This window comes from Streptomyces sp. B93 (assembly GCF_018070565.1).
Taxonomy (GTDB): Bacteria; Actinomycetota; Actinomycetes; order Streptomycetales; family Streptomycetaceae; genus Streptomyces.
This window is the reverse complement of the sequence record NZ_JAGPXL010000035.1, coordinates 24,402-43,004: the sequence shown is the minus strand read 5'-3', so window position 1 is coordinate 43,004 and position 18,603 is coordinate 24,402. Positions and strand designations below refer to the sequence as shown.

Annotated in this window: 19 protein-coding genes; 8 read left to right on the top strand and 11 right to left on the bottom strand. The window is 74.0% G+C overall.

The features are described 5' to 3' along the window. Positions 1–91: 91 nt before the first annotated feature. The 3 genes from KBY47_RS27050 to KBY47_RS27040 are packed head-to-tail and all read left to right on the top strand — an operon-like array spanning position 92 to position 4,787. On the top strand, positions 92–736 hold the full coding sequence (locus KBY47_RS27050) for a bifunctional 2-polyprenyl-6-hydroxyphenol methylase/3-demethylubiquinol 3-O-methyltransferase UbiG (protein WP_210925341.1): 645 nt from the start codon (positions 92–94) through the stop codon (positions 734–736). Next, positions 736–2,610 (top strand): hypothetical protein, encoded by a 1,875-nt coding sequence (locus tag KBY47_RS27045; protein ID WP_210925339.1) that lies wholly within the window; start codon positions 736–738, stop codon positions 2,608–2,610. The genes KBY47_RS27050 and KBY47_RS27045 overlap by 1 nt, the downstream gene beginning before the upstream one ends. Further along, entirely contained in the window at positions 2,607–4,787 is a 2,181-nt protein-coding gene (locus tag KBY47_RS27040) for a glycosyltransferase (protein ID WP_210925337.1), read from the top strand. The genes KBY47_RS27045 and KBY47_RS27040 overlap by 4 nt, the downstream gene beginning before the upstream one ends. Positions 4,788–4,877: 90 nt before the next feature. On the opposite strand, the gene KBY47_RS27035 is transcribed toward KBY47_RS27040, so the two are convergent. Next, positions 4,878–5,999 carry an ATP-grasp domain-containing protein gene (locus KBY47_RS27035; RefSeq protein WP_210925335.1) on the bottom strand — a complete coding sequence of 374 codons (1,122 nt, stop codon included), beginning with the start codon at positions 5,997–5,999 and terminating at the stop codon, positions 4,878–4,880. A 267-nt stretch (positions 6,000–6,266) separates the two neighbouring features. On the opposite strand from KBY47_RS27035, the gene KBY47_RS27030 reads away from it, so the two are divergent. Together KBY47_RS27030 and KBY47_RS27025 are read left to right on the top strand one after the other, a co-directional pair. Further along, a complete protein-coding gene (locus KBY47_RS27030; RefSeq protein WP_210925333.1) occupies positions 6,267–7,127 on the top strand; it encodes a metallophosphoesterase in 861 nt (286 codons plus the stop codon). Continuing rightward, positions 7,124–7,804 carry a 4'-phosphopantetheinyl transferase superfamily protein gene (locus KBY47_RS27025; RefSeq protein ID WP_210925331.1) on the top strand — a complete coding sequence of 227 codons (681 nt, stop codon included), beginning with the start codon at positions 7,124–7,126 and terminating at the stop codon, positions 7,802–7,804. The genes KBY47_RS27030 and KBY47_RS27025 overlap by 4 nt, the downstream gene beginning before the upstream one ends. A gap of 21 nt (positions 7,805–7,825) precedes the next feature. On the opposite strand, the gene KBY47_RS27020 is transcribed toward KBY47_RS27025, so the two are convergent. From KBY47_RS27020 to KBY47_RS27010, 3 genes are all read right to left on the bottom strand, one after another. Next, on the bottom strand, positions 7,826–8,065 hold the full coding sequence (locus tag KBY47_RS27020; protein ID WP_210925322.1) for a hypothetical protein: 240 nt from the start codon (positions 8,063–8,065) through the stop codon (positions 7,826–7,828). A 166-nt stretch (positions 8,066–8,231) separates the two neighbouring features. After that, complete coding sequence (locus tag KBY47_RS27015) at positions 8,232–8,762, bottom strand: toxin-antitoxin system, toxin component (protein ID WP_210925408.1); 531 nt, start codon at positions 8,760–8,762, stop codon at positions 8,232–8,234. Positions 8,763–8,795: 33 nt separating this feature from the next. Beyond that, positions 8,796–9,452, bottom strand: coding sequence for a helix-turn-helix transcriptional regulator (locus tag KBY47_RS27010; protein WP_210925320.1), 657 nt, complete (start codon positions 9,450–9,452; stop codon positions 8,796–8,798). Positions 9,453–9,676: 224 nt separating this feature from the next. On the opposite strand from KBY47_RS27010, the gene KBY47_RS27005 reads away from it, so the two are divergent. Next, positions 9,677–10,348: a hypothetical protein gene (locus tag KBY47_RS27005; RefSeq protein ID WP_210925318.1), complete on the top strand. Its 672-nt coding sequence runs from the start codon at positions 9,677–9,679 to the stop codon at positions 10,346–10,348. 17 nt (positions 10,349–10,365) lie between these two features. Here KBY47_RS27005 and KBY47_RS27000 read toward each other — a convergent pair whose 3' ends face one another. From KBY47_RS27000 to KBY47_RS26985, 4 genes are read right to left on the bottom strand one after another with little or no spacing between them, the layout of a single operon-like run. After that, positions 10,366–11,178: an ABC transporter ATP-binding protein gene (locus KBY47_RS27000; protein WP_210925316.1), complete on the bottom strand. Its 813-nt coding sequence runs from the start codon at positions 11,176–11,178 to the stop codon at positions 10,366–10,368. A 38-nt stretch (positions 11,179–11,216) separates the two neighbouring features. After that, positions 11,217–11,996 (bottom strand): ABC transporter permease, encoded by a 780-nt coding sequence (locus tag KBY47_RS26995; RefSeq protein WP_210925315.1) that lies wholly within the window; start codon positions 11,994–11,996, stop codon positions 11,217–11,219. Beyond that, positions 11,993–12,766, bottom strand: coding sequence for an ABC transporter permease (locus tag KBY47_RS26990; RefSeq protein WP_210925313.1), 774 nt, complete (start codon positions 12,764–12,766; stop codon positions 11,993–11,995). The genes KBY47_RS26995 and KBY47_RS26990 overlap by 4 nt, the downstream gene beginning before the upstream one ends. Next, positions 12,763–13,734 carry an ABC transporter substrate-binding protein gene (locus tag KBY47_RS26985; protein WP_210925311.1) on the bottom strand — a complete coding sequence of 324 codons (972 nt, stop codon included), beginning with the start codon at positions 13,732–13,734 and terminating at the stop codon, positions 12,763–12,765. Before KBY47_RS26985 ends, KBY47_RS26990 begins: the two co-directional genes overlap by 4 nt. 199 nt (positions 13,735–13,933) lie before the next feature. Here KBY47_RS26985 and KBY47_RS26980 point away from each other — a divergent pair, with 199 nt between their 5' ends. Beyond that, positions 13,934–14,722 carry an IclR family transcriptional regulator C-terminal domain-containing protein gene (locus tag KBY47_RS26980; RefSeq protein ID WP_210925309.1) on the top strand — a complete coding sequence of 263 codons (789 nt, stop codon included), beginning with the start codon at positions 13,934–13,936 and terminating at the stop codon, positions 14,720–14,722. Positions 14,723–14,863: 141 nt separating this feature from the next. On the opposite strand, the gene KBY47_RS26975 is transcribed toward KBY47_RS26980, so the two are convergent. After that, positions 14,864–15,757, bottom strand: a complete 894-nt coding sequence (locus KBY47_RS26975) for a DMT family transporter (RefSeq protein ID WP_210925307.1) — start codon at positions 15,755–15,757, stop codon at positions 14,864–14,866. Beyond that, positions 15,754–16,521 carry a phosphatase PAP2 family protein gene (locus KBY47_RS26970; RefSeq protein ID WP_308405301.1) on the bottom strand — a complete coding sequence of 256 codons (768 nt, stop codon included), beginning with the start codon at positions 16,519–16,521 and terminating at the stop codon, positions 15,754–15,756. Before KBY47_RS26970 ends, KBY47_RS26975 begins: the two co-directional genes overlap by 4 nt. Positions 16,522–16,721: 200 nt before the next feature. On the opposite strand from KBY47_RS26970, the gene KBY47_RS26965 reads away from it, so the two are divergent. Beyond that, the gene (locus tag KBY47_RS26965) at positions 16,722–17,339 is read left to right on the top strand and encodes a TetR/AcrR family transcriptional regulator (RefSeq protein WP_210925305.1); all 618 of its coding nucleotides are present in this window, start codon (positions 16,722–16,724) and stop codon (positions 17,337–17,339) included. Positions 17,340–17,486: 147 nt separating this feature from the next. Here KBY47_RS26965 and KBY47_RS26960 read toward each other — a convergent pair whose 3' ends face one another. After that, positions 17,487–18,581 carry a DUF2510 domain-containing protein gene (locus tag KBY47_RS26960; protein WP_210925303.1) on the bottom strand — a complete coding sequence of 365 codons (1,095 nt, stop codon included), beginning with the start codon at positions 18,579–18,581 and terminating at the stop codon, positions 17,487–17,489. Between the last annotated feature and the right edge of the window lie 22 nt (positions 18,582–18,603).

The following is an 18,603-nucleotide window of genomic DNA, read 5'->3' as shown; positions in this document are numbered from 1 at the left end:
CGGGTCGGGGACGGCCGGGTCCGGGGCCGCCGGGTCGGGAGCCTCCGGGTCCAGGGCGGCGGGTTCGGGGACCTCCGGGTCTGGGACCGCCATGGCCGGGACGGGGCCGTCCGAGGCCACCCTCGGCTACTGGGACACCCGTCACCGCGACCACGACGACCTCGCGTCCGGCGGCCACATCGGCCTCGACCGGGCGGGCAACGAAATCTTCTACGCCCTCCGCCTCGGCGCGCTGCTCCCGCTGATCGGCGACCTCGCCGACGAGTCCGCCCCGCTGTTCGTGCTCGACGCGGGCTGCGGCAAGGGACACTTCGCCCGCGCCCTGGCCCGCTGCGGCCACCGCGTCGACGCCTTCGACGCCAGCGAGGAGGCCCTCGCCCACGCCCGCGCCCAGGGCGGCGGCCCCCGCTACGGCACCGCCGCCCTGGACGAGTGGCGCAGCCCCTGGCCGTACGACGTCGTCCTCTGCGTCGACGTCCTCTTCCACGTCCTCGACGACGAGGAGTGGCAGGCCGGACTGCGCAACCTCGCCTCCCTGACACGGCTCACCGGACGGCTGATCCTCACCGACGAGGACACCACCGCCCGGCGCCCGCGCGGCGACTACATCGTGCACCGCCCCACCAGCGACTACCGCGCCCTGCTCGAACCCCTCGGCCTGCGGCACACCGGGTTCACCCCCTACGGCTTCCGCGAGAACGAGGTCGGCTTCCACGTCTTCACGAGGATCCGCTGATGCGCCTGACCGATCTGCTACGACCCCACCTCGACGGCGTCACCACCGTCGTCGACGCCACCACGGGCGGGCTCGACCTGGAGCCCTATCTGCACCTCCCCGACGGCGTCCTGCTCACCCGCGGCGACCAGGACGTCGGCGAAAGCGAACTGGTGCTGATGTCGTACGGCCCCCGCGCCGCGCTGCACGGCACCGAGGCCGACTGCCTCGCCGTCCTCGGCCGGATGCGCCCCGGCGGCCGAGGCCTGCTCCTCTTCGGCCACCACGGGCCCGAACTGCCCTACCACCGGCTGCTCGACGCCCTCGTCGCCCACCACTGCCAGGTGCTGCGCGCCGCCCCGCTCGACTACGTTCACCTGCACGCGGGCGCGGTCTTCGTCCGCACCGACGAACTCCTGCCGCCGCACGACTTCTCCGGCCGCCCCGTCCCCGCCGAGGGCTTCGCCACAGCGCTGCGGATCGCCGACGAGTACGTCCTCGCCGACCTGGTCTCCCGCTCCCTGCGGGCCCGCCTGCTGGACTTGGAACGCGACGCCGAGGACACCGAACGGGCGCGGGGACCCGCCCAGGCCGACGGCCTCCCCGAACGGCTCGCCGCCACCGTACGGGAGAAGGACCAGCTGGCGGCGGCCCTGCACGGCGCCCGCGAGCGGGTCGCCCTCCTGGAGGCCCGCGTCGCCATGCTGGAGGGGTCCACCTCGCTGCGCGTGGGACGGGCCCTGGTCTCCGCGGCCCGCTCACCCGGCAGCCAGGCCGCACGGCTGCCCCGCGAGCTGTACGGGCTGTGGCGGGCACGGACCGGGACCGAGGCCCCCGGCGTACGGCAGCTGTACGGGCGGTGGCGGCGCGCCCGGACCGGGCCCACACCGGGCGAGACCCGACGGCCGGCGTCCGCGACGCCGCGCACCGCGCCGGAGACGGCCGGGGTGGCGGACGCGCGACCGCACTTCGCCCACCGCGCCTTCCGCTCCGCGCCCCGCGACCGCATGGTCCTCGTCGGTGTCCTCACCGACACCACCGCCGCCGACCTCGCGGCGGACGCCGTGGTCAACCGGGCCCTCCCGCACGACGGGCGACCGCTCGTCCAGCGCACCGACCCGGACGCCCTCGTCGTCCAGCTCAGCGCCTGCACCGGCCACGGCCCCTGGGCGCTCACCGGCACCGGACTCGCCCCCGACCTCGACCGACGGCTCGCCGGACTCCTCACCGAGACCCGGGCCGCGGGCCGCTCCTGCGTGCTGTGGCGGGACGGCCCCGCCTCGGCGGCGCCCGGACTCACCCGGTTCGCCTGGGACGCCGTCCTCGACGCCGACGCCGGGGTCCGGCTGGCGGACCTCGACCCGGCGACGGACGGCCGCCGCCGGCTGCGCGAGGCGTTCCGGGCGGACAGCACCCGGGTACGGCTGTCCCAGCTGGCCCGCCGGACCGGCGCCCCCGACCCGCTCGACGAACGCCGCGTCAGTGTGCTGGCCGCCCCCCGGGACCCGGCCGACCGCGCCCGCCTCGCCGACCAGGTGCTCAGCCAGCGGCACCGCCCCGCCGAGGTCGTCGTGCCCGACCCCACCGGCCTCGACGAACTCACCGCCGCCGGTGTCGAGGTACGCACCGGTGAACCCCTCGCCCCCTGGGTGGCCGACTGGACCGACCTCACCGAGGACCGCCCGGACACCCTCCTCCTCGACCTGATGTGCGCCCAGGAGTACTCCGGCGCCGACGCGGTGGGCAGCACACCCGCCGCCGACGACTACACCTTCGTCCCCGAACTCACCCCCCTCCTGGTGCGCCGGTCGCTGCTGACGTCCGGCACGCCGCCCGAGAGCTGGGCAGGGCAGGGACACCGACTGTTCGCCTGGTGCGGGAAGGAGCCGACATGAGCCGCACAGTGAACGCCCTCGTCTACGGCGACGTCGACCTCAACCTCATCGACGGCTCCGCCGTCTGGGCGCAGTCGACGGTGCAGGCACTGTCCCGGGCGGGCTGCCGCACCCGCCTCGTCCTCAAGGCGCCCGTGCACACCGGGCGCCTGGTCGACCCGCTCACCGGGCTCCCCCGAGTCAGCGTGGTCCGCCCCCACGAGGAACGGCTGCTGCCCGGCCTCGCCGACCGTCCGCTGTCGCCGGTGCAGGCCTCCCAGGTGCTCGCCGGACTCGACGAGGACGACCCCTGCGACCTGCTCGTCCTGCGCGGACGGCGCCTGGTCGCCCGGGTCGTCGCCGACGGCTGCTTCGACGGGCGGATCTGGGCCTACCTCACCGACATCCCGCAGTCCGCCGCCGAGATGACCGAGGAGGCCCGCGCCGAACTCGGCCGGATCGCCGAGGCCGGCGCGCGGCTGCTGTGCCAGACCGAGGAACTGCGCTGCCTGCTGGAGACCTGGGTGCCGGAGGCGGTCGGCAAGTGCCTGCTCAGCCCGCCGTCCGTGCCCGAACCGGACTTCGACGTCCCCGAGCACGAACGCCCGCACGACCCGTTCCGGCTCGTCTACACCGGCAAGTTCGCGCCCCTGTGGAACACCCTGCCCATGACCCGGCTGCCCGCGCTGCTCGCCGAGGACGGCATCCGGGCCGAACTGCACACCGTCGGCGACAAGATCCACGACGACCCGGCGCACCCCGGCTTCCAGACCGCCATGGCCCGTGCCCTGGCCGCCACCCCGGGCGTCGAACACCACGGCGGGCAGCCCCGCGAGGAGGCCATGCGCCTCGCCGCCGACTGCGACCTCGGCCTCGGCTGGCGCGGGCCCGCGCTCGACGCCAGCCTCGAACTCTCCACCAAGGTCCTGGAGTTCGGCGCCCTCGGACTCCCCGTCGTCCTCAACCGCACCCCCGCCCACGAGGCGCTCCTCGGCGACGACTACCCCCTCTACGTGCCCGGCCGCGCCGCACTCGAGGACGCGGCGGCGGCCGTCGCCCGGGCGGTGCGGGAACCCGAGGCGCGCCGCCTGGCCGCCGAACGCTGCCGGTCCGCCGCCGCGCGCCACACCCTCCGCGTGGCGGCCGACCGCTGGCGCGGCCACCTCGGCGCCGCGTTCCCCGCCGCACCGGCCGCCGTGATCGCCCGGCCCCGGCCGCTGCGGGTCGGGGTCGCGGGCCACGACCTGAAGTTCCTCACCCGGCTCCTGGACCACTTCCGCGCGCTGCCCGGACTCGACGTACGCGTCGACGCGTGGGAGGCGCTGGCCCGCCACGAACCGGCGGCCAGCCGGGAACTCGCCGACTGGGCGGACGTCGTGGTCGTCGAGTGGTGCGGCCCCGCCGCCGTCTGGTACAGCCGCCACAAACGGCCCGACAGCCGCCTGGTCATCCGACTGCACCGCTTCGAACTGGACGCCGACTGGCCCCGCCAGGTCGCCATCGACGCCGTCGACCAGGTCATCTGCGTCAGCACGTACTACGCCCGCCGCACCCTGGAACACACCGGCTGGCCCGAGTCCAAGGTCACCGTCATCCCCAACTGGGTCGACACCGACCAGCTCGACCGCCCCAAGGCACCCGGCGCCCGCTTCCGACTCGGCATGATCGGCATCGCCCCCAGCCGCAAACGCCTCGACCTCGGCCTCGACGTCCTGGAGACGCTCCGGGCCGAGGACCGCCGCTGGCAGCTCTCGGTCAAGTCCAAGCCGCCGTGGGAGTACTGGTGGATCTGGAACAAGCCCGAGGAACGCGCCCACTACGACGCCGTACTACGCCGCATCCAGACCTCACCGCTCCTGGAGGGCGCGGTGGTCTTCGACGACTACGGAAGCGACGTCGCCTCCTGGCTGCGCCGCATCGGCCACGTCCTCTCCACGAGCGACGACGAGAGCTTCCACCTGGCCCCCGCCGAGGGCATGGCCTCCGCCGCCGTCCCCGCCCTCCTGCCCTGGCCAGGCGCCGACGAGATCTACGACACCCGCTGGATCCACCCCGACCCGACCGCGATGGCGGCGTCCATCGCGACCCTGGACCGTACGACCTGGCAGTCCACGGGCGAGACGGCCCGCACCCAGGCCCGAGCCCGCTTCTCCCTGAACGGAGTGGCAAGGGCCTGGACGGACCTCCTGGTGACGTAGCCGCACAACCGCCGAGCCGCCGTGGCTGTCCCGCGCGGCTGCGGCAGCCGGGCCGCAGCCGCCGCGGCCGCGCCCACCCGTGCCGCCCCGCTACAACGGCAGCGCCTGCGCACCCACCTCCACGGACCCCACCGTCGGAACGGAGGCCGCCCGCACGGGCACCTCCTCCGCCCGCTGCTGCGGCAGCGACACCCCCCGAACCGGCCGCGGCCCCGCCACCACCGCGTAGTCCTGCCCCAGGAACGGCGGCACGATCTCCCCCGGATCCTCGCCGAGCGCCAACTGCACAGCAGCCCAGGGCGCGTTCACCCCGCACAGCGCCAGCTGGTGCAGCCCGCCCGCGGGCCGCGTGTTCACATCCATCAGCACCGGACGACCCCCGAACATCCGGAACTGGATGTTGGACAGGTGATGCAGCCCGAACCCCTCCGCGATCCGCCGCGCGGGCTCCAGCCACTGCTCGCTGAGCGTGAACCCACGCCGCCGCCCGTTCTTGGTGCGCCCCACCGCCAGCCGCACCCGGTTGTCCCGGCCGGTCAGACAGTCCACGGACACCTCGGGCTGCTCAAGACGCGGCATCACCAGCCAGTCCACCGCCTCCTCCGCCTCCCGCAGCGCCTGCACGACCAGGTCGAGCGGCACATAGGGACTGGGGAAGCCGTTGAGGTGCGTGAGTGAGAAGGGGGCGCGCGTGATGACGCGGAAGCCCACTCCGCCCGCCCCGGACGCCGGCTTGAAGCACGCCTTGTGCCCGCCGCCCTCCAGCTCCTCCACCGCGGCGACGAGTTCGTCCACGCCCCGCACCCGCCACCACGGCGGCACCGGCGCGCCGATCGCCTGGACCGCCTCGTAGGCGATGACCTTGTCCTGGAAGACGGCCACCGCCTCCGGCGGCGGCGCCAGCAGCGCCGTACCGACCGCCTCGAACTCGGCGCGGTGTGCCACCACGGCGGCCTGGTGCAGCCGCGGCACGAAGACATCGATGCCGCGCCGCGCGCACTGGTCGAGCGCGTACTCGACGTACGCCGCGGGGGACAGGCCCTCCGGCTCCAGCTCGGCGGTGTCCGCGGCGGCCAGCACGGGCGAGTCGGGATCGCCGTGCGTCGCATGGATCTCCACCGCCCGGTCGCTGGGATTTCGGCGCAGCTGATCCATGAAGAACACGTTCTCCGCGTACGTGCGGTTGAGCCAGACGCGTACGCGAGAGACCATGCAGGCCGCCTTTCACGGTTCGCGGGCAGGGCGGAGCGGGCCGTGCCCGGCCAGGATAGTGGGAGGGACACCAAGCCGCCCTCGATGAAGGGAAGTTCGGGACGTCGGTGTTGGGGCGATCATACGGCTTCGCGCCGCCCCCGCGTGCAACGCGCGTGTTACGGATTGCCGCGGGGGACGGCCCGGCGCCGACGGCAGGCGCTCTTGCCGGGCGTCGCGCGCGTGTGTTGTCGTAGTCGGGTCCGCGCGATCACGAGGGGGCGACAGGTGACGTCGACGGCCGGTGGTGCCGGGCAGCTGCTGGCCATCAGCGATCTGCACATCGGCTACCCGGAGAACCGCGCGCTGGTGGAGGGGATGCGCCCCGAGTCGGACGACGACTGGCTGCTCGTCGCCGGGGACGTCGCGGAGACCGTGTCCGACGTGCGCTGGGCGCTGGGGACCCTCGCGGGCCGCTTCCGCAAGGTGGTCTGGGCCCCCGGCAACCACGAACTGTGGACCCACCCCAAAGACCCCGTCACCCTGCGCGGCACCGCACGCTACGAGCACCTCGTGGACGTCTGCCGCGAGCTGGGCGTGGTCACGCCCGAGGACCCCTACCCGCTGTGGGAGGGCCCCGACGGCCCGGTGGCCGTGGCACCGCTCTTCCTGCTGTACGACTACTCCTTCCTGCCGTCCGGCTGCGCCACCAAGGAGGAGGGGCTGGCGTACGCGCACTCGACGGGGATCGTGTGCAACGACGAGTACCTGCTGCACCCCGACCCCTATCCGACCCGTGAGGCGTGGTGCCGGGCCCGGGTCGCCCTGACCGGACGACGGCTCGCCGCGCTCCCGGAGGACCTGCCCACGGTTCTGGTCAACCACTATCCCCTGGACCGGCACCCGACCGACGTGCTGTGGCACCCGGAGTTCGCGATGTGGTGCGGCACCCGGCTGACCGCCGACTGGCACCGGCGCTTCCGGGTGCGGACCATGGTCTACGGCCATCTGCACATCCCGCGGACCACCCACCACGAGGGCGTCCGCTTCGAGGAGGTCTCGGTCGGCTATCCCCGGGAGTGGCGCGGGCGCCCGCAGCCGCCGGGGCGGTTGCGCCGCATCCTGCCGAGGGAGGTCGCGGCCCGGTGATCGAGGACCTGCTGCCCGGCCCGGTCGTCGCCGTCGAGGCGTTCGGCGGCGACGGCACCGAACCGGCGACGCTGTACCCGGAGGAGGCGGCGCTGGTGGCGCGGGCGGTGCCCAAGCGGCGCCGCGAGTTCGCCCTCGTACGCGGCTGCGCGCGCCGCGCCATGGAGAAGCTCGGCGTGCCCCCGCACCCGGTGCTGCCCGGCGAGCGGGGCGCCCCGCGCTGGCCGGCCGGGCTGGTCGGCAGCATGACCCACTGCGACGGCTACGGCGCCGCCGCCCTGGTCCGCGCCACTGACCTGGCCTCCGTCGGCATCGACGCCGAACCCCATGGCCCGCTGCCCGACGGGGTGCTGGACGCGGTCGCCCTGCCCGCGGAGCGGGAGCGGCTGCGCGCGCTGTCGCGGTCCCACCCGGCGGTCCACTGGGACCGGCTGCTGTTCAGCGCCAAGGAGTCGGTGTACAAGGCGTGGTTCCCGCTGACCGGCCAGTGGCTGGACTTCACCGAGGCCGACATCGACCTCCGTGCCGCCCCCGGTGAGCGGCTGTCGGGGACCCTGCGCGCCGAACTCCTCGTCCCCGGCCCGGTGGTGACCGGGCGTCGCCGTACCCACTTCGACGGGCGCTGGACGATCCGGCAGGGACTCGCGGCCACGGCGGTCACCGTCCCCCACGACTGACCGCCACGGACCGGCCGGCCGTCAGGGCTGCCCCGGGCACCAACTGCTCAGCAGGCGGAAGAACTCCTCCTCGTTGCCCGTGAGGCCCGCGGCCTCGAGTGCCTGTTCGGCCTCGGCGAGAGCCGACGGGGGGACGACCACGGGGCGGCCCGCGTCCGGTGGGCCGGAGGCGGTGTCGAAGGCGGCTCTCACGGTGTGCAGCAGCCGTAGGTAGGCCTGGACGGCGGTGCGCTCACGGTCGGTCAGTACGGCGGTCGGCATCGGTCGGCTCTCCCCGCGTCGGCGTCGTCGGTCACGCCCCGCACGAGGGCGGGACGACTCCAGCTTGCCGTCCACCACTGACAATCCGGTCTCGATCACTCCCGGTTCGCCCGCTTAGCGGATCAGGGACGTACTGCCAGCGGATCAGGGACGGATCAGGGACGCCCTACCCTTGCGGGCCCAGATAGCCCAGCGAGGTCTCGATGCGCCCGGCCAGCCGGTCGCGCTGCACCGGACCGCGCGCCGCCGAACGCGCGAGCCAGCTACGGCACTTGCTGGCCAGCAGCAGGCCGAAGCTCTCGGCCTCCCGCTCGTCGGCGAGGTCGAAGCGGGTGCGGGCGGCCACCTTCAGCACGGTGGCCCGGAGGTCGGCGTCGTCGTGGAGCAGCCGGGCCGCGACGGCGGCGCCCTCGACGTGGTGGCCACAGTGCCCGGCCTTCATGTGCCACAGCTCGTGGCCGAGGATGACCAGCTGGTGGTCGGGCGCGGTGCGCTCCTCGACGACGACGAGGTCCTGTTCGGCCATGTCGAGCCAGAGCCCGCTGGCGGTGCCGGGCGGGAAGGCCGCCGTACGGAAGAGGACGGGGCGCCCGCGGCGTCTGCTCATGGCGTCGCAGAGCGCGGCATGGAGATCGGCGGGCCGGGCGGGCGCGGGCAGCGCCAGCTCGGCGACGAGTTCGCCGCACAGACGGCGCATTTCCTTACCGATGCCCACAGGTTCTCCCCCGGATCACGACTCGGGCCGCTGGACGCTCTCCAGGAGCATGTCCAGCCATTCCGCGACCTTGTCACGGTGCTGGTCGGTGGGCAGCTGCGCGGCGCGCCAGGCGATCCCGCGCACGCCGTGGTCCTGGAGGAGTCGCTCCAGCGGGTCGTCGGCGGCAGCGGCGGCCTGGCGTTCACGGTCGGCGAGCTTCTGGAGCAGCTCCTGCTCGGTGCGCTGCAACGCGCCCGCCAGCGCCTCGGGGTCCTCGGCGGTGAGGAAACCGGCGTGCACCCGGAAGAAGCGCTGGATGGCGTCGCAGTGCTCCATGGTGGGCCGCCGGTCGCCGTTGATCAGCGCGCCCGCCTGCTGCCGGGACATGCCCGCGCCGTCGGCGATCTCCTGCTGGGTGTACTTGCGGCCGTTGGGCTTGAGCCGGGTGCGGCGCAGCAGGTCCAGGCGTTGCAGGAAGCGGGCCTGCACATCGGGCTCGCCCGCCGGGTGGCCGCTGAGCAGCTTGCCGATCACGGGCTCCGGGACACCGCAGGCCACGGAGAGCCGGGCGATGTCGAAGACCTCCGCGTGCGGTACGCCGAGCCGGTCGGCGAGCGCGGTGACACGGGAGGCGACGGCCGGCAGCGCGGCGGTCACCGTGGCGCCCGTTACCTCGTAGCCATCCGTCACCGACAGGTCTCCTACGTCTCTCACAGGCTTCTCGCAGATGGTTGCCGTGAACTTCCCGGAGAGTAGCCCGTGCCTCGAACTCACATCCAGGTCTCGCCACAACTGTGGCCAATTTCAGCCGTCAACCGGCATGAAATGCCACGATAGTTGACACGGCTTGCTCCGGGGCACCAGGATCAAGGCGCCGCGTGAAGGGCCACAGAGGCATAAGGGGTGACCTCCCGATGGCATATCAGGCAGGTGGGCAGCGGTCCGAACCGCGGCCCGACCCCGAGAATCCGGTGGCCCAGGCCTATCTGCGGGACTACGCGACCTTCGTGGAGGCCGTTGGTTTCCCTTCGTTCGTCGTCGACCGCCGCTGGGACGTGGCCCTCTCCAACAGCGCGTTCCGGTCACTCTTCGGTGGTGTGGGACCGCATCCGACGGCCATGCCGGGCGACAACTTCCTCCGTTTCGTCCTGTTCCACCCGGACGCGGGCGAGGTCCTCGGCGAGCACGAGGCGCGCTGGTGCCTGCCCATGCTGGCGCACTTCGCCGCCACCGTGGAGCGTCACGGCCATGACGCCCAACTCCAGGCGATCCGCCGGGACATCGCCCAGGACCCGATCATGGAGGCCGCCTACCGTCAGGGCCTGCCGCACTGGATCCGCGCGGTCGGCGCGGCGGCGGCCGAGCACGACGGCGCGGTCCGCCCGCTGCTGCACCCCGACCCGCGGTGGGGCGCCACCGACTGCCGGATCGTCTGCGAAACCCCCAGAGCCCTGGAGGACATGGGCTACATGCGGCTGACGATGGTGCTGCGCGAACCGCGCCGCCCCTCGTCCGCGCCGCACCGACGGGCCCGCGCCCGGCGCGCGGTGAGCCACCTGAGCGTGGTGCCCGTCCCCGAGGCCTGACCGGGCACCGTCGGCGTTCAGGTCGCCGACGGCGCCTCGGTCGGGCCGGGGGGCTCCCCCGGCGTCCCGCGCTTGGCCGCCTGGATCTGCTCGTACACCTGGGTGCGCAGCTCGGCGAAGCGCGGCGCCACCCGGGTGTGCAACTGGTCCCGCTCGAGAGGCAGATCGACCTTCAGCTGCTCCCGCACGACGGTCGGGGAGGCGGACAGCACGATCACCCGCTCGCCCAGGTACACGGCCTCGTCGATGTCATGGGTGACGAACAGGATCGTCATGCCGCGCTCCCGCCACAGTCCCCGTACCAGGTCCTCCAGTTCGGCCCGGGTCTGCGCGTCGACCGCGGCGAACGGCTCGTCCATCAGCAGCACGTCGGGTTCGTAGGCCAGCGCCCGGGCGATGGCGACCCGCTGCTGCATACCGCCGGAGAGCTGCCAGGGATAGGCCCCGGCGGCCTCCGCCAGCCCCACGGACTCCAGCGCGTCGCCGACCAGTTCCCGGCGCCGTGCCCTGCTCAGCCTCTTCTGCTTGAGCGGCAGTTCGACGTTCTCGCCGACCCGCATCCAGGGGAAGAGGCTGCGCCCGTACTCCTGGAACACGATCGCCATCCCGGGCGGTGGCCCCGCGACCGTCCGGCCCGCGAGCAGCACCTCCCCGCCGGTCGGGTCCAGCAGCCCGCCGACGCACTTCAGCAGGGTCGTCTTGCCGCAGCCCGACGGGCCGACCAGGCAGGCCAGTTCCCCCGCCGCCACGGTGAAGGTGAGGTCGCGCACCGCCTCCACGCGGCGCCCCGACCCCTCGTACACCTTGCGCAGGCCGCGTACGTCGAGCATGGACCGTCCCTTCCGGAGGTTCACGGGGTTCCCGGTGTTCAAGGCGACCGCCTGGCCGAGGCCCGCAGCCCGTGGTACCAGGCCAGCGCCCGCCGCTCGACCAGCCGGAAGACGACGGACAGCACGAAGCCGAGCAGGCCGAGCAGCAGGATGCCGGTCCACATGTCGGCGATGGCGAAACCGCGCTGGAACTGGACGATGGCGAAGCCGAGGCCGTTGCTCGCGGCGAACATCTCGCTGATGACCATCAGGATGATGCCGATGGACAGCGCCTGCCGCAGCCCCGCGAAGATCTGCGGGCTCGCCGAGCGCAGCACCACGTGCCGCAGCCGGGCTGTGCCGCCGACGCCGTAGCAGCGGGCCGTCTCCGTGAGGACGGGGTCCACCGCCCGTACCCCCTCGACGGTGTTGAGGAGCACCGGCCACACGCACCCGGCGGCGATCACGGTCACCTTCATGGTGTTGCCGATACCCGCGAAGAGCATGATGACCGGCACCAGTACCGGCGGCGGCACCGCCCGCAGGAACTCCAGCACCGGCTCGCACACCGCCCGCACCCGCCGGCCGGAGCCGATGACCGTGCCGAGCGCCACCCCCGCCACCGCGGCGAGCGCGTAGCCGCCCGCCAGCCGCAGCACGCTGGGCAGCACGTCACCGCGCAGCCGCTCGGCGGTCCACACCTCGGGGAAGGCGCGCAGGATGGTCTCCAGCGGCGGCCAGTACGTCTGCGTACTGCCCGCCGACGCGGCCCACCAGACGGCGACCAGCGCCACCGGCAGGCCCGCCGCCAGCGCGACCCGCAGCAGGAGCCGGCTCACACCGCCACCTCCCCGCGCACCGACTGGTGCCAGGCCAGCGCCCGCCGCTCCACCGTCCGCGCGCCCACGTTGATCAGCAGCCCCAGCACTCCGGTGACCACGATGAGGGCGTACATGTCGGGCACCGCCTGCGAGGTCTGCGCGACCGCGATCCGGGCGCCAAGACCCGGCGCGCCGATGACGAGTTCGGCGGTCACGGCCAGGATCAGCGCGACGGCCGCGGCCAGCCGCACCCCGGTCATGACGTACGGCAGCGCGGTCGGCCACAGCACGTGCCGCACGCGCGCCCAGGTGCCGAGGCCGTAGGACCGCGCCGTCTCCTCGGCGACCGGGTCGACGTCCTGGACGCCGTACACGGTCTGGATCAGCACCTGCCAGAAGGCGGCGTACACCACCAGCAGGAGCACGGAGCGCAGTTCGGTGCCGAAGAGCAGCACGGCGAGGGGGATCAGGGCGACGGACGGGATGGGGCGCAGGAACTCGATGGTGGAGGCGGTGGCCTCGCGCAGGTACGGCACCACCGAGATGGCGACCCCGGCGACGACGCCCGCGCCGACCGCGAGGGCGAGGCCCAGCGCCCAGCCGGTGAGGGTGTCGCCGAGCGCCGCCCAGAAGGCGCGGTCGGTCAGTTCCCGGCCGAGCGCGCCCGCGATCCGGCTGGTCGGCGGGAAGAACTCCGCCTTGACCAGGCCGAGCCGCGGCACCGCCTCGCCCAGCGCGAGGAAGCCCGCGAGCCCGGCCGCGCCGAGCGCCGCGTTCGTGCCCCTCACGGCAGCAGCGCGTCCAGGTCGGGTGCGGCCTTGAACAGACCGTCCGCCGAGCCGAGCCGGGCGAGTTCCTCGATGGAGGCCCGGTTCGGTTCGGCGGGCCACTTCGGCAGGGTCACCTCGGCCAGCACCTCGGCGGGGATCTTGGTGTACGAGGTGACGGCCTCGCGGGCCTCCTCCGGGTGGGCGTCGGCGTAGGCGAGGGACTCGGCGGTGGCCTCCTGGAACCTCTTCACCACGTCCGGGTTCTTCTCGGCGTACTGGGTGGAGGTGAAGTACAGGGCGACGGTGAGGTCGTCGGCGACGTCGACGAGTGCCGAGGTGACCTCGCGTGCGCCCTGGCTCTTGACGGTGGCGAGCGCGGGTTCGACGACCATGGCGGCGTCGATCTGCCCGCTGTCGAGGGCGGCGGGCATCTGGTCGAAGGCGAGTTCGACGAAGTCGACCTCGTCGGGGTCGCCGCCCGCCTTGGCGACGGCGGCGCGCACCGCGGTCTCGTTGATGTTCTTCAGCGTGTTGACGGCGACCTTCCGGCCCTCCAGGTCCTTGGCCGTCTTCACGGGGCTGTCGCCCTTGACGGTGATGGCGCCGAAGTCCGCGCCCTGCTCCCCGGTCGAGGCGATGCCGTTGGCGACCGCCTTCACGGGCACGTCGGCCGCCTGGGCGATCATCAGCGAGGTCACGTTGGAGAAGCCGAACTGGAACTGCCCGCTGACCACACCGGGCACGATCGCCGCGCCGCCCTGCGCGGTGGTCAGCGACAGCTTCAGACCGCGCGCGCTGAAGAAGCCCTTCTCCTGCCCCAGGTAAAGGGGCGCCACATCGACGATCGGGATCACGCCGACCTCGACGGTCGTCACCCCCGCGGACCCGGAGCCCCCGTCCGTGGAGCCGGAGTCGTCGGACGAGCCGCAGGCCGCCGCGGCGAGCAGTAGGACGCCGGACGTGACCCCGGCGAGCAGACGACGCATGGCTCCTCCTGTACAGACAACGTGCAACGGTGTTCCGACAGGCTGTGCGCAGACCGCACAGTGGTACGCGTTTGGTGCTCAGCGGGACCGTAGAACCGGCCGGGGGGCGGGTCAATGCCTCGGCCGGACAATGTTGTTGACAATCCGCCGGGGCCCGGCCGTATCCCGGCATCCGGACAGCCGCACCGCTGGAGGCGAGATGAACCCCGCAGACCGCGCACCGCACTTCGTGAGGTCCTTCGAGCGCGGCCTCGCGGTCATCCGGTCCTTCGACGCCGAGCACCCCGCCCGCACCCTCAGCGAGGTGGCCCGCGCCTGCGACCTCACCCGCGCCGCGGCCCGGCGCCTGCTGCTCACCCTCGCCGACCTCGGCTACGTCCACACCGACGGGCGGCTGTTCCGCCTCACCCCGCGCGTCCTCGAACTCGGCTACGCCTACCTCGCGGGCCTGACCCTGCCGCAGCTCGCCGAGCCGCACCTCGACCAGTTGGTGGCCCAGGTGCGCGAGTCGTCCTCGCTGTGCGTCCTCGACGGCGACGACATCGTCTACGTCGCCCGGGTCCCCACCCGGCGCATCATGTCCGCCGCCATCACCGTCGGCACCCGCTTCCCGGCGCACGCCACCTCCGTGGGCCGGGTCATCCTCGCCCACCTCCCCGACGCCGAACGCGAGGCCCGTCTCGACCGCGCCGAGCTGCGCCCCCTCACCGGCCGCACCCTCACCTCCCGCGACGCCCTGCGCGCCGAACTCGACCGGGTCCGCCGCCAGGGCCACGCCCTCGTCGACCAGGAGCTGGAGGAGGGCCTGCGCTCGATCGCCGCGCCGGTCCGCGACCGGGACGGCACGGTGGTGGCCGCGGTCAACATCGCCGTCCACGCGGGCCGCACGTCCCTCACCGCACTCCGCCGCGACCTGCTCCCGCCCCTGCTGGCCGCCGCGAGCCGTATCGAGGCGGACCTGCGGGTGACCGACCGGCGGGCGCCGTGACTTTCCGGGCGTACGGGGTGACGGAGCGGTGGGTGCCGTGACTTTCCCGGCGTACGGGGTGACCGATCGGCGGGCGCCGTGACAGTCCCGGCATAAGGCAGGACCGATCGGCGGCGCCGTGACGGTCCCGGCGTGCGGCGGTCAGGGCCGCGGCAGCGGTTCCGGGGCGGTCTGCTGCCGGGGGACGAAGGCCGTCCCCGGTTCCGTCCGCGCCGGACGCGGTCCGGCCCGGGAGAGCAGGACCACGCCCCAGGACGCCAGCGCGGCGCCGGTGAGGGCGAGCAGGACGCCCGCCACGCCACCGCGGAGGCGTTCACCGAGCAGGACGACGCCGATCAGCGCGGCGGCGAGCGGGTTCGCCAGTGTCACCACCGCCAGCGGGGCGCCCAGGCCACCCCGGTAGGCGGTCTGGGCCAGCAGCAGCCCGGCCGTGGCGAAGGCCGCCACCAGCAGGGCGACCCCGACGGTCTGCGCGCTCAGCAGCGGCCCCGTGCGGTCGGTCGCCGCCACCGTCACCGTCTGGGTGAGCGCGGAGGCGACACCCGAGGCGATCCCGGACGCGGTGGCGTGCCGCAGGCCGGGCCGGGCGCCCGGCCAGGCGAGGGCGCCGATCAGGGCCGCGGTCGTGGCGCTGACGGCCAGCGCCTCCGGGACGCTCAGCACGTCGTCGGGGGCGGGCCCGGACGCCGTCAGCAGCAGGGCGCCCAGGCCCAGCAGGGTGAGCCCGGTGCCCCGCCACTCGACGGCACTGACCCGGCGGCGGGCGATCCGGGCGCCCAGCGGCACCGCCGCCACCAGGGTGAGCGCGCCGAGCGGCTGCACCACGGTGAGCGGGCCGTACCGCAGCGCCACGACGTGCAGCAGCGCCCCGGTGCCGTTCAGCAGCACCGACCACCACCAGGCGCGACGGCCGAACAGCCGCAGCACGCCGGGGCGCGCGGTCCGGGAGGCGAGCCGTTCCTGGGCCACGGCCGCCACCGCGTAGGCGCCCGCCGACAGCAGGGACAGCAGTACGGCGATCAGCGCGGCGCTCATCGCCCCGCCCCGACGAGTCCGCGCCCCTCGGCCGGCACCGGCTCCCGGCCGCCGCGGCCCACGGTGGCGGCCGTCCGGCGCGGTGCGTGGATCACGGCCAGGGCGAGGGTGAGCAGCACCGCCGCCACCAGGGCGTCCAGCCAGTAGTGGTTGGCCGTGCCGACTATCACCAGCAGGGTGAGCGCCGGGTGCAGCAGCCACAGCCAGCGCAGCCGCGACCCCGTGGCGACGATCAGGCCGACCGCCAGCATCAGCGCCCAGCCGAAGTGCAACGAGGGCATCGCCGCGAACTGGTTGGACAGCTGGTCGCTCTCCGGCGGCCCGTACACCGACGGCCCGAAGACCCGGGCGGTGTCCATCAGGCCCGTCGCCGTCAGCATCCGGGGCGGCGCGAGCGGGAACACCAGGTGGACGACCAGGGCGGCCGCGGTGACGGTGGCCAGCACCCGCCGGGCCCACACGTAGTGCGCGGGGCGGCGCAGGTACAGCCAGACCAGGAACGCGGCGGTGGCCGGGAAGTGGACGGTGGCGTAGTAGGTGTTCGCCAGCTGGGCCAGTGCCTCCCCGTGCAGCAGCAGCGACTGCACAGCGCCCTCGTCGGGCAGCCGCAGTGCCCTCTCCAGGTCCCAGACGCGGTGGGCGTTGGGGAACGCCCCGTCCGTGTGGTCCGGCCCCAGCAGCCGGCCCGCCTTGTAGGCCAGGAAAAGCCCCGCGACCAGCAGCAGCTCTCTCAGCAGCGGTGGTCGCGCAGTCCTCGCAGTCACATCCCCGGCCCTTCCCTGACGGTGGTGCCGCCGGGCCCGGCTGGCGCAGGGTCCATGCGTACGGCATCGATACGTCTCCGTACCGATACGAGAGTGTACCGATACGGTCCTGTACCGGTACACTGGCGTATCGATAGACGTACGACACACTGGAAGCGCGCGACCCCCCGCGCCGTCCCCCGCAGTGAGGAGCAGAGCCGATGACGTCGTCGCAGGCCGCGGAGCGACCGGAACCGGTCGTCGCCTCGCGCCGCTCCAAGCTCACGCCCGAGCGCGAGCAGGAGTTCTTCGACGCCGTCCTGCGCCAGATCCGCGAGTGCGGCTACGACGCCGTCAGCATGGAGGGCATCGCCCAGACCACCCGGTGCAGCAAGTCCACGCTCTACCGGCAGTGGAAGACCAAGCCCCAGTTCGTGGCGGCGGCCCTGCGGTCCCGTCGACGGGCCCGCTTCGCCGGGATCGACACCGGCTCGCTCGCCGAGGACCTCCGCCAGGTGGCGCGGGTCGCCGGGGACTGCTCGGACCGGGACAGCGCCCTGGTGCAGGCGCTCGGGCACGCAGTCGTCCAGGACGAGGAACTGGCGCGGGCGCTGCGTGAGGCCGTGATGGAGCCCGAGTTGCAGGCGCTCGCGGAGATGCTCCGGCGCGGGGTCGAACGGGGCGAGATCCCCGCGGACCATCCCGCGCTCGGCTATGTGCCGGCGCAGATGTTCGGCGTCCAGCGGATGCGCCCGCTGCTGGAGGGCGAGGAGGCCGACCCCGACTATCTGCTCCGCTTCGTGGAGGCCGCCGTACTCCCGGCACTCGGCCTCACATGAGGGACCCAGGCCGCCGTCCACGGGATGACTGGACGGTGACCTGACCGCGCCGCACCGTGGGGACGGGGGCGGCGCGCACCACCGGCCGGACGGGGCTCCCCGAGAGCGGAGGGGCGCCCCGTCCGGCCGAACGGCCGCGGCGGCCGGTCAGACGTCCTGACCGTTGCCCCCGCCGCCGGACGACTCCTTGATGCTCTCGGCGATGTCGTCGAGCAGCGACACCTTCTGGTCGGTGTCGAGACCCATCCGCACCACCACCAGCCGGTCCGGGTTCCCCGGCGAGGGGAACACCAGCGACTCGACATAGCCGTCCGAGCCCTTGCTGGTCACCGCCTTCCAGCGGACCTGGTAGCCCTTCTGCCCGGCCACCGTCACCGCACCCGAGGACAGCACCTCGTGGGAGGTGATCTTCCCGTAGGAGTCGCCGCCGTAGGACTCCTCCGCGTTCTCGGCGATGTCCGCCTTGGCGACCTCCTCGGCGGTGTCGCCCTCGGTGCCCAGGGCCAGCGCGGGCGCCGAGTACGCGCCGCCCTTCGTGCAGCTCTTGGAGGTGTCGCCGGGGCACTTGTAGGTGGTGTCCGACGCCATCTGCGCGCCCACCGTCATCTGCTGCCCGGTCCAGCCGTCCGGCACCTTCAGGCTGATGCCGTTGACCGGGTCGGACAGCGTGCCGCCGCCCTCGACCTCCGGCGCCTGCGACTCGTCGGGACCCGGCGCGCCGCCGGAGCCGCCCGAGTCCCCGCCGCCGTTCCCGCCCGGGCCGCCGTCCCCGCCGGAACCGCCGTCGCCGTCCGGACCGCCGAAGGGGCCGCCGTCCTGCCCCTGCTGCGAGTCGGCCCGGCCGCCGTCGCCGCCGTCGTCCTTGGTCAGCGCCCACACGCCGACGCCTATGCTCGCCAGCACCACGACCGCCACACCCACCGCGATCCCGGTGCGCAGCCCGCGCCGCGCCCGGGTGGGCGGCTGCCCCGGATAGCCCGGATGGCCGGGGAAGGCCGGATAGCCGGGCGGCCCGGGATGGGCGTCCGGCGCCCCGAAGCCGGGCTGCGCCGGGCCGAAGGCGCCCGGTGCGGGCGGGCCGGAGTCCGCCGGGGACTGCGCCGGGGGACCCCACGCGGCGCCCGACCCCGCGGGACGGACCTGGTCCGTCCATGCCTTGCCGTCCCACCAGCGCTCGGTGGGCGGCCCCTCATTCGTCTGCCCGGGGTCGGGATACCACCCGGGAGGAGTCACCTGCGTCATGACCCCACCGTATGAGGCGTCG

Bases quoted from the DNA above. Each gene is read 5' to 3' on its own strand.
- KBY47_RS27050 (WP_210925341.1), top strand. From the start codon at position 92: ATGGCCGGGACGGGGCCGTCCGAGGCCACCCTCGGCTACTGGGACACC.
- KBY47_RS27045 (WP_210925339.1), top strand. From the start codon at position 736: ATGCGCCTGACCGATCTGCTACGACCCCACCTCGACGGCGTCACCACC.
- KBY47_RS27040 (WP_210925337.1), top strand. From the start codon at position 2,607: ATGAGCCGCACAGTGAACGCCCTCGTCTACGGCGACGTCGACCTCAAC.
- KBY47_RS27035 (WP_210925335.1), bottom strand. From the start codon at position 5,999: ATGGTCTCTCGCGTACGCGTCTGGCTCAACCGCACGTACGCGGAGAAC.
- KBY47_RS27020 (WP_210925322.1), bottom strand. From the start codon at position 8,065: ATGCCGACCGCCGTACTGACCGACCGTGAGCGCACCGCCGTCCAGGCC.
- KBY47_RS27015 (WP_210925408.1), bottom strand. From the start codon at position 8,762: ATGCGCCGTCTGTGCGGCGAACTCGTCGCCGAGCTGGCGCTGCCCGCG.
- KBY47_RS27005 (WP_210925318.1), top strand. From the start codon at position 9,677: ATGGCATATCAGGCAGGTGGGCAGCGGTCCGAACCGCGGCCCGACCCC.
- KBY47_RS27000 (WP_210925316.1), bottom strand. From the start codon at position 11,178: ATGCTCGACGTACGCGGCCTGCGCAAGGTGTACGAGGGGTCGGGGCGC.
- KBY47_RS26985 (WP_210925311.1), bottom strand. From the start codon at position 13,734: ATGCGTCGTCTGCTCGCCGGGGTCACGTCCGGCGTCCTACTGCTCGCC.
- KBY47_RS26980 (WP_210925309.1), top strand. From the start codon at position 13,934: ATGAACCCCGCAGACCGCGCACCGCACTTCGTGAGGTCCTTCGAGCGC.
- KBY47_RS26975 (WP_210925307.1), bottom strand. From the start codon at position 15,757: ATGAGCGCCGCGCTGATCGCCGTACTGCTGTCCCTGCTGTCGGCGGGC.
- KBY47_RS26965 (WP_210925305.1), top strand. From the start codon at position 16,722: ATGACGTCGTCGCAGGCCGCGGAGCGACCGGAACCGGTCGTCGCCTCG.
- KBY47_RS26960 (WP_210925303.1), bottom strand. From the start codon at position 18,581: ATGACGCAGGTGACTCCTCCCGGGTGGTATCCCGACCCCGGGCAGACG.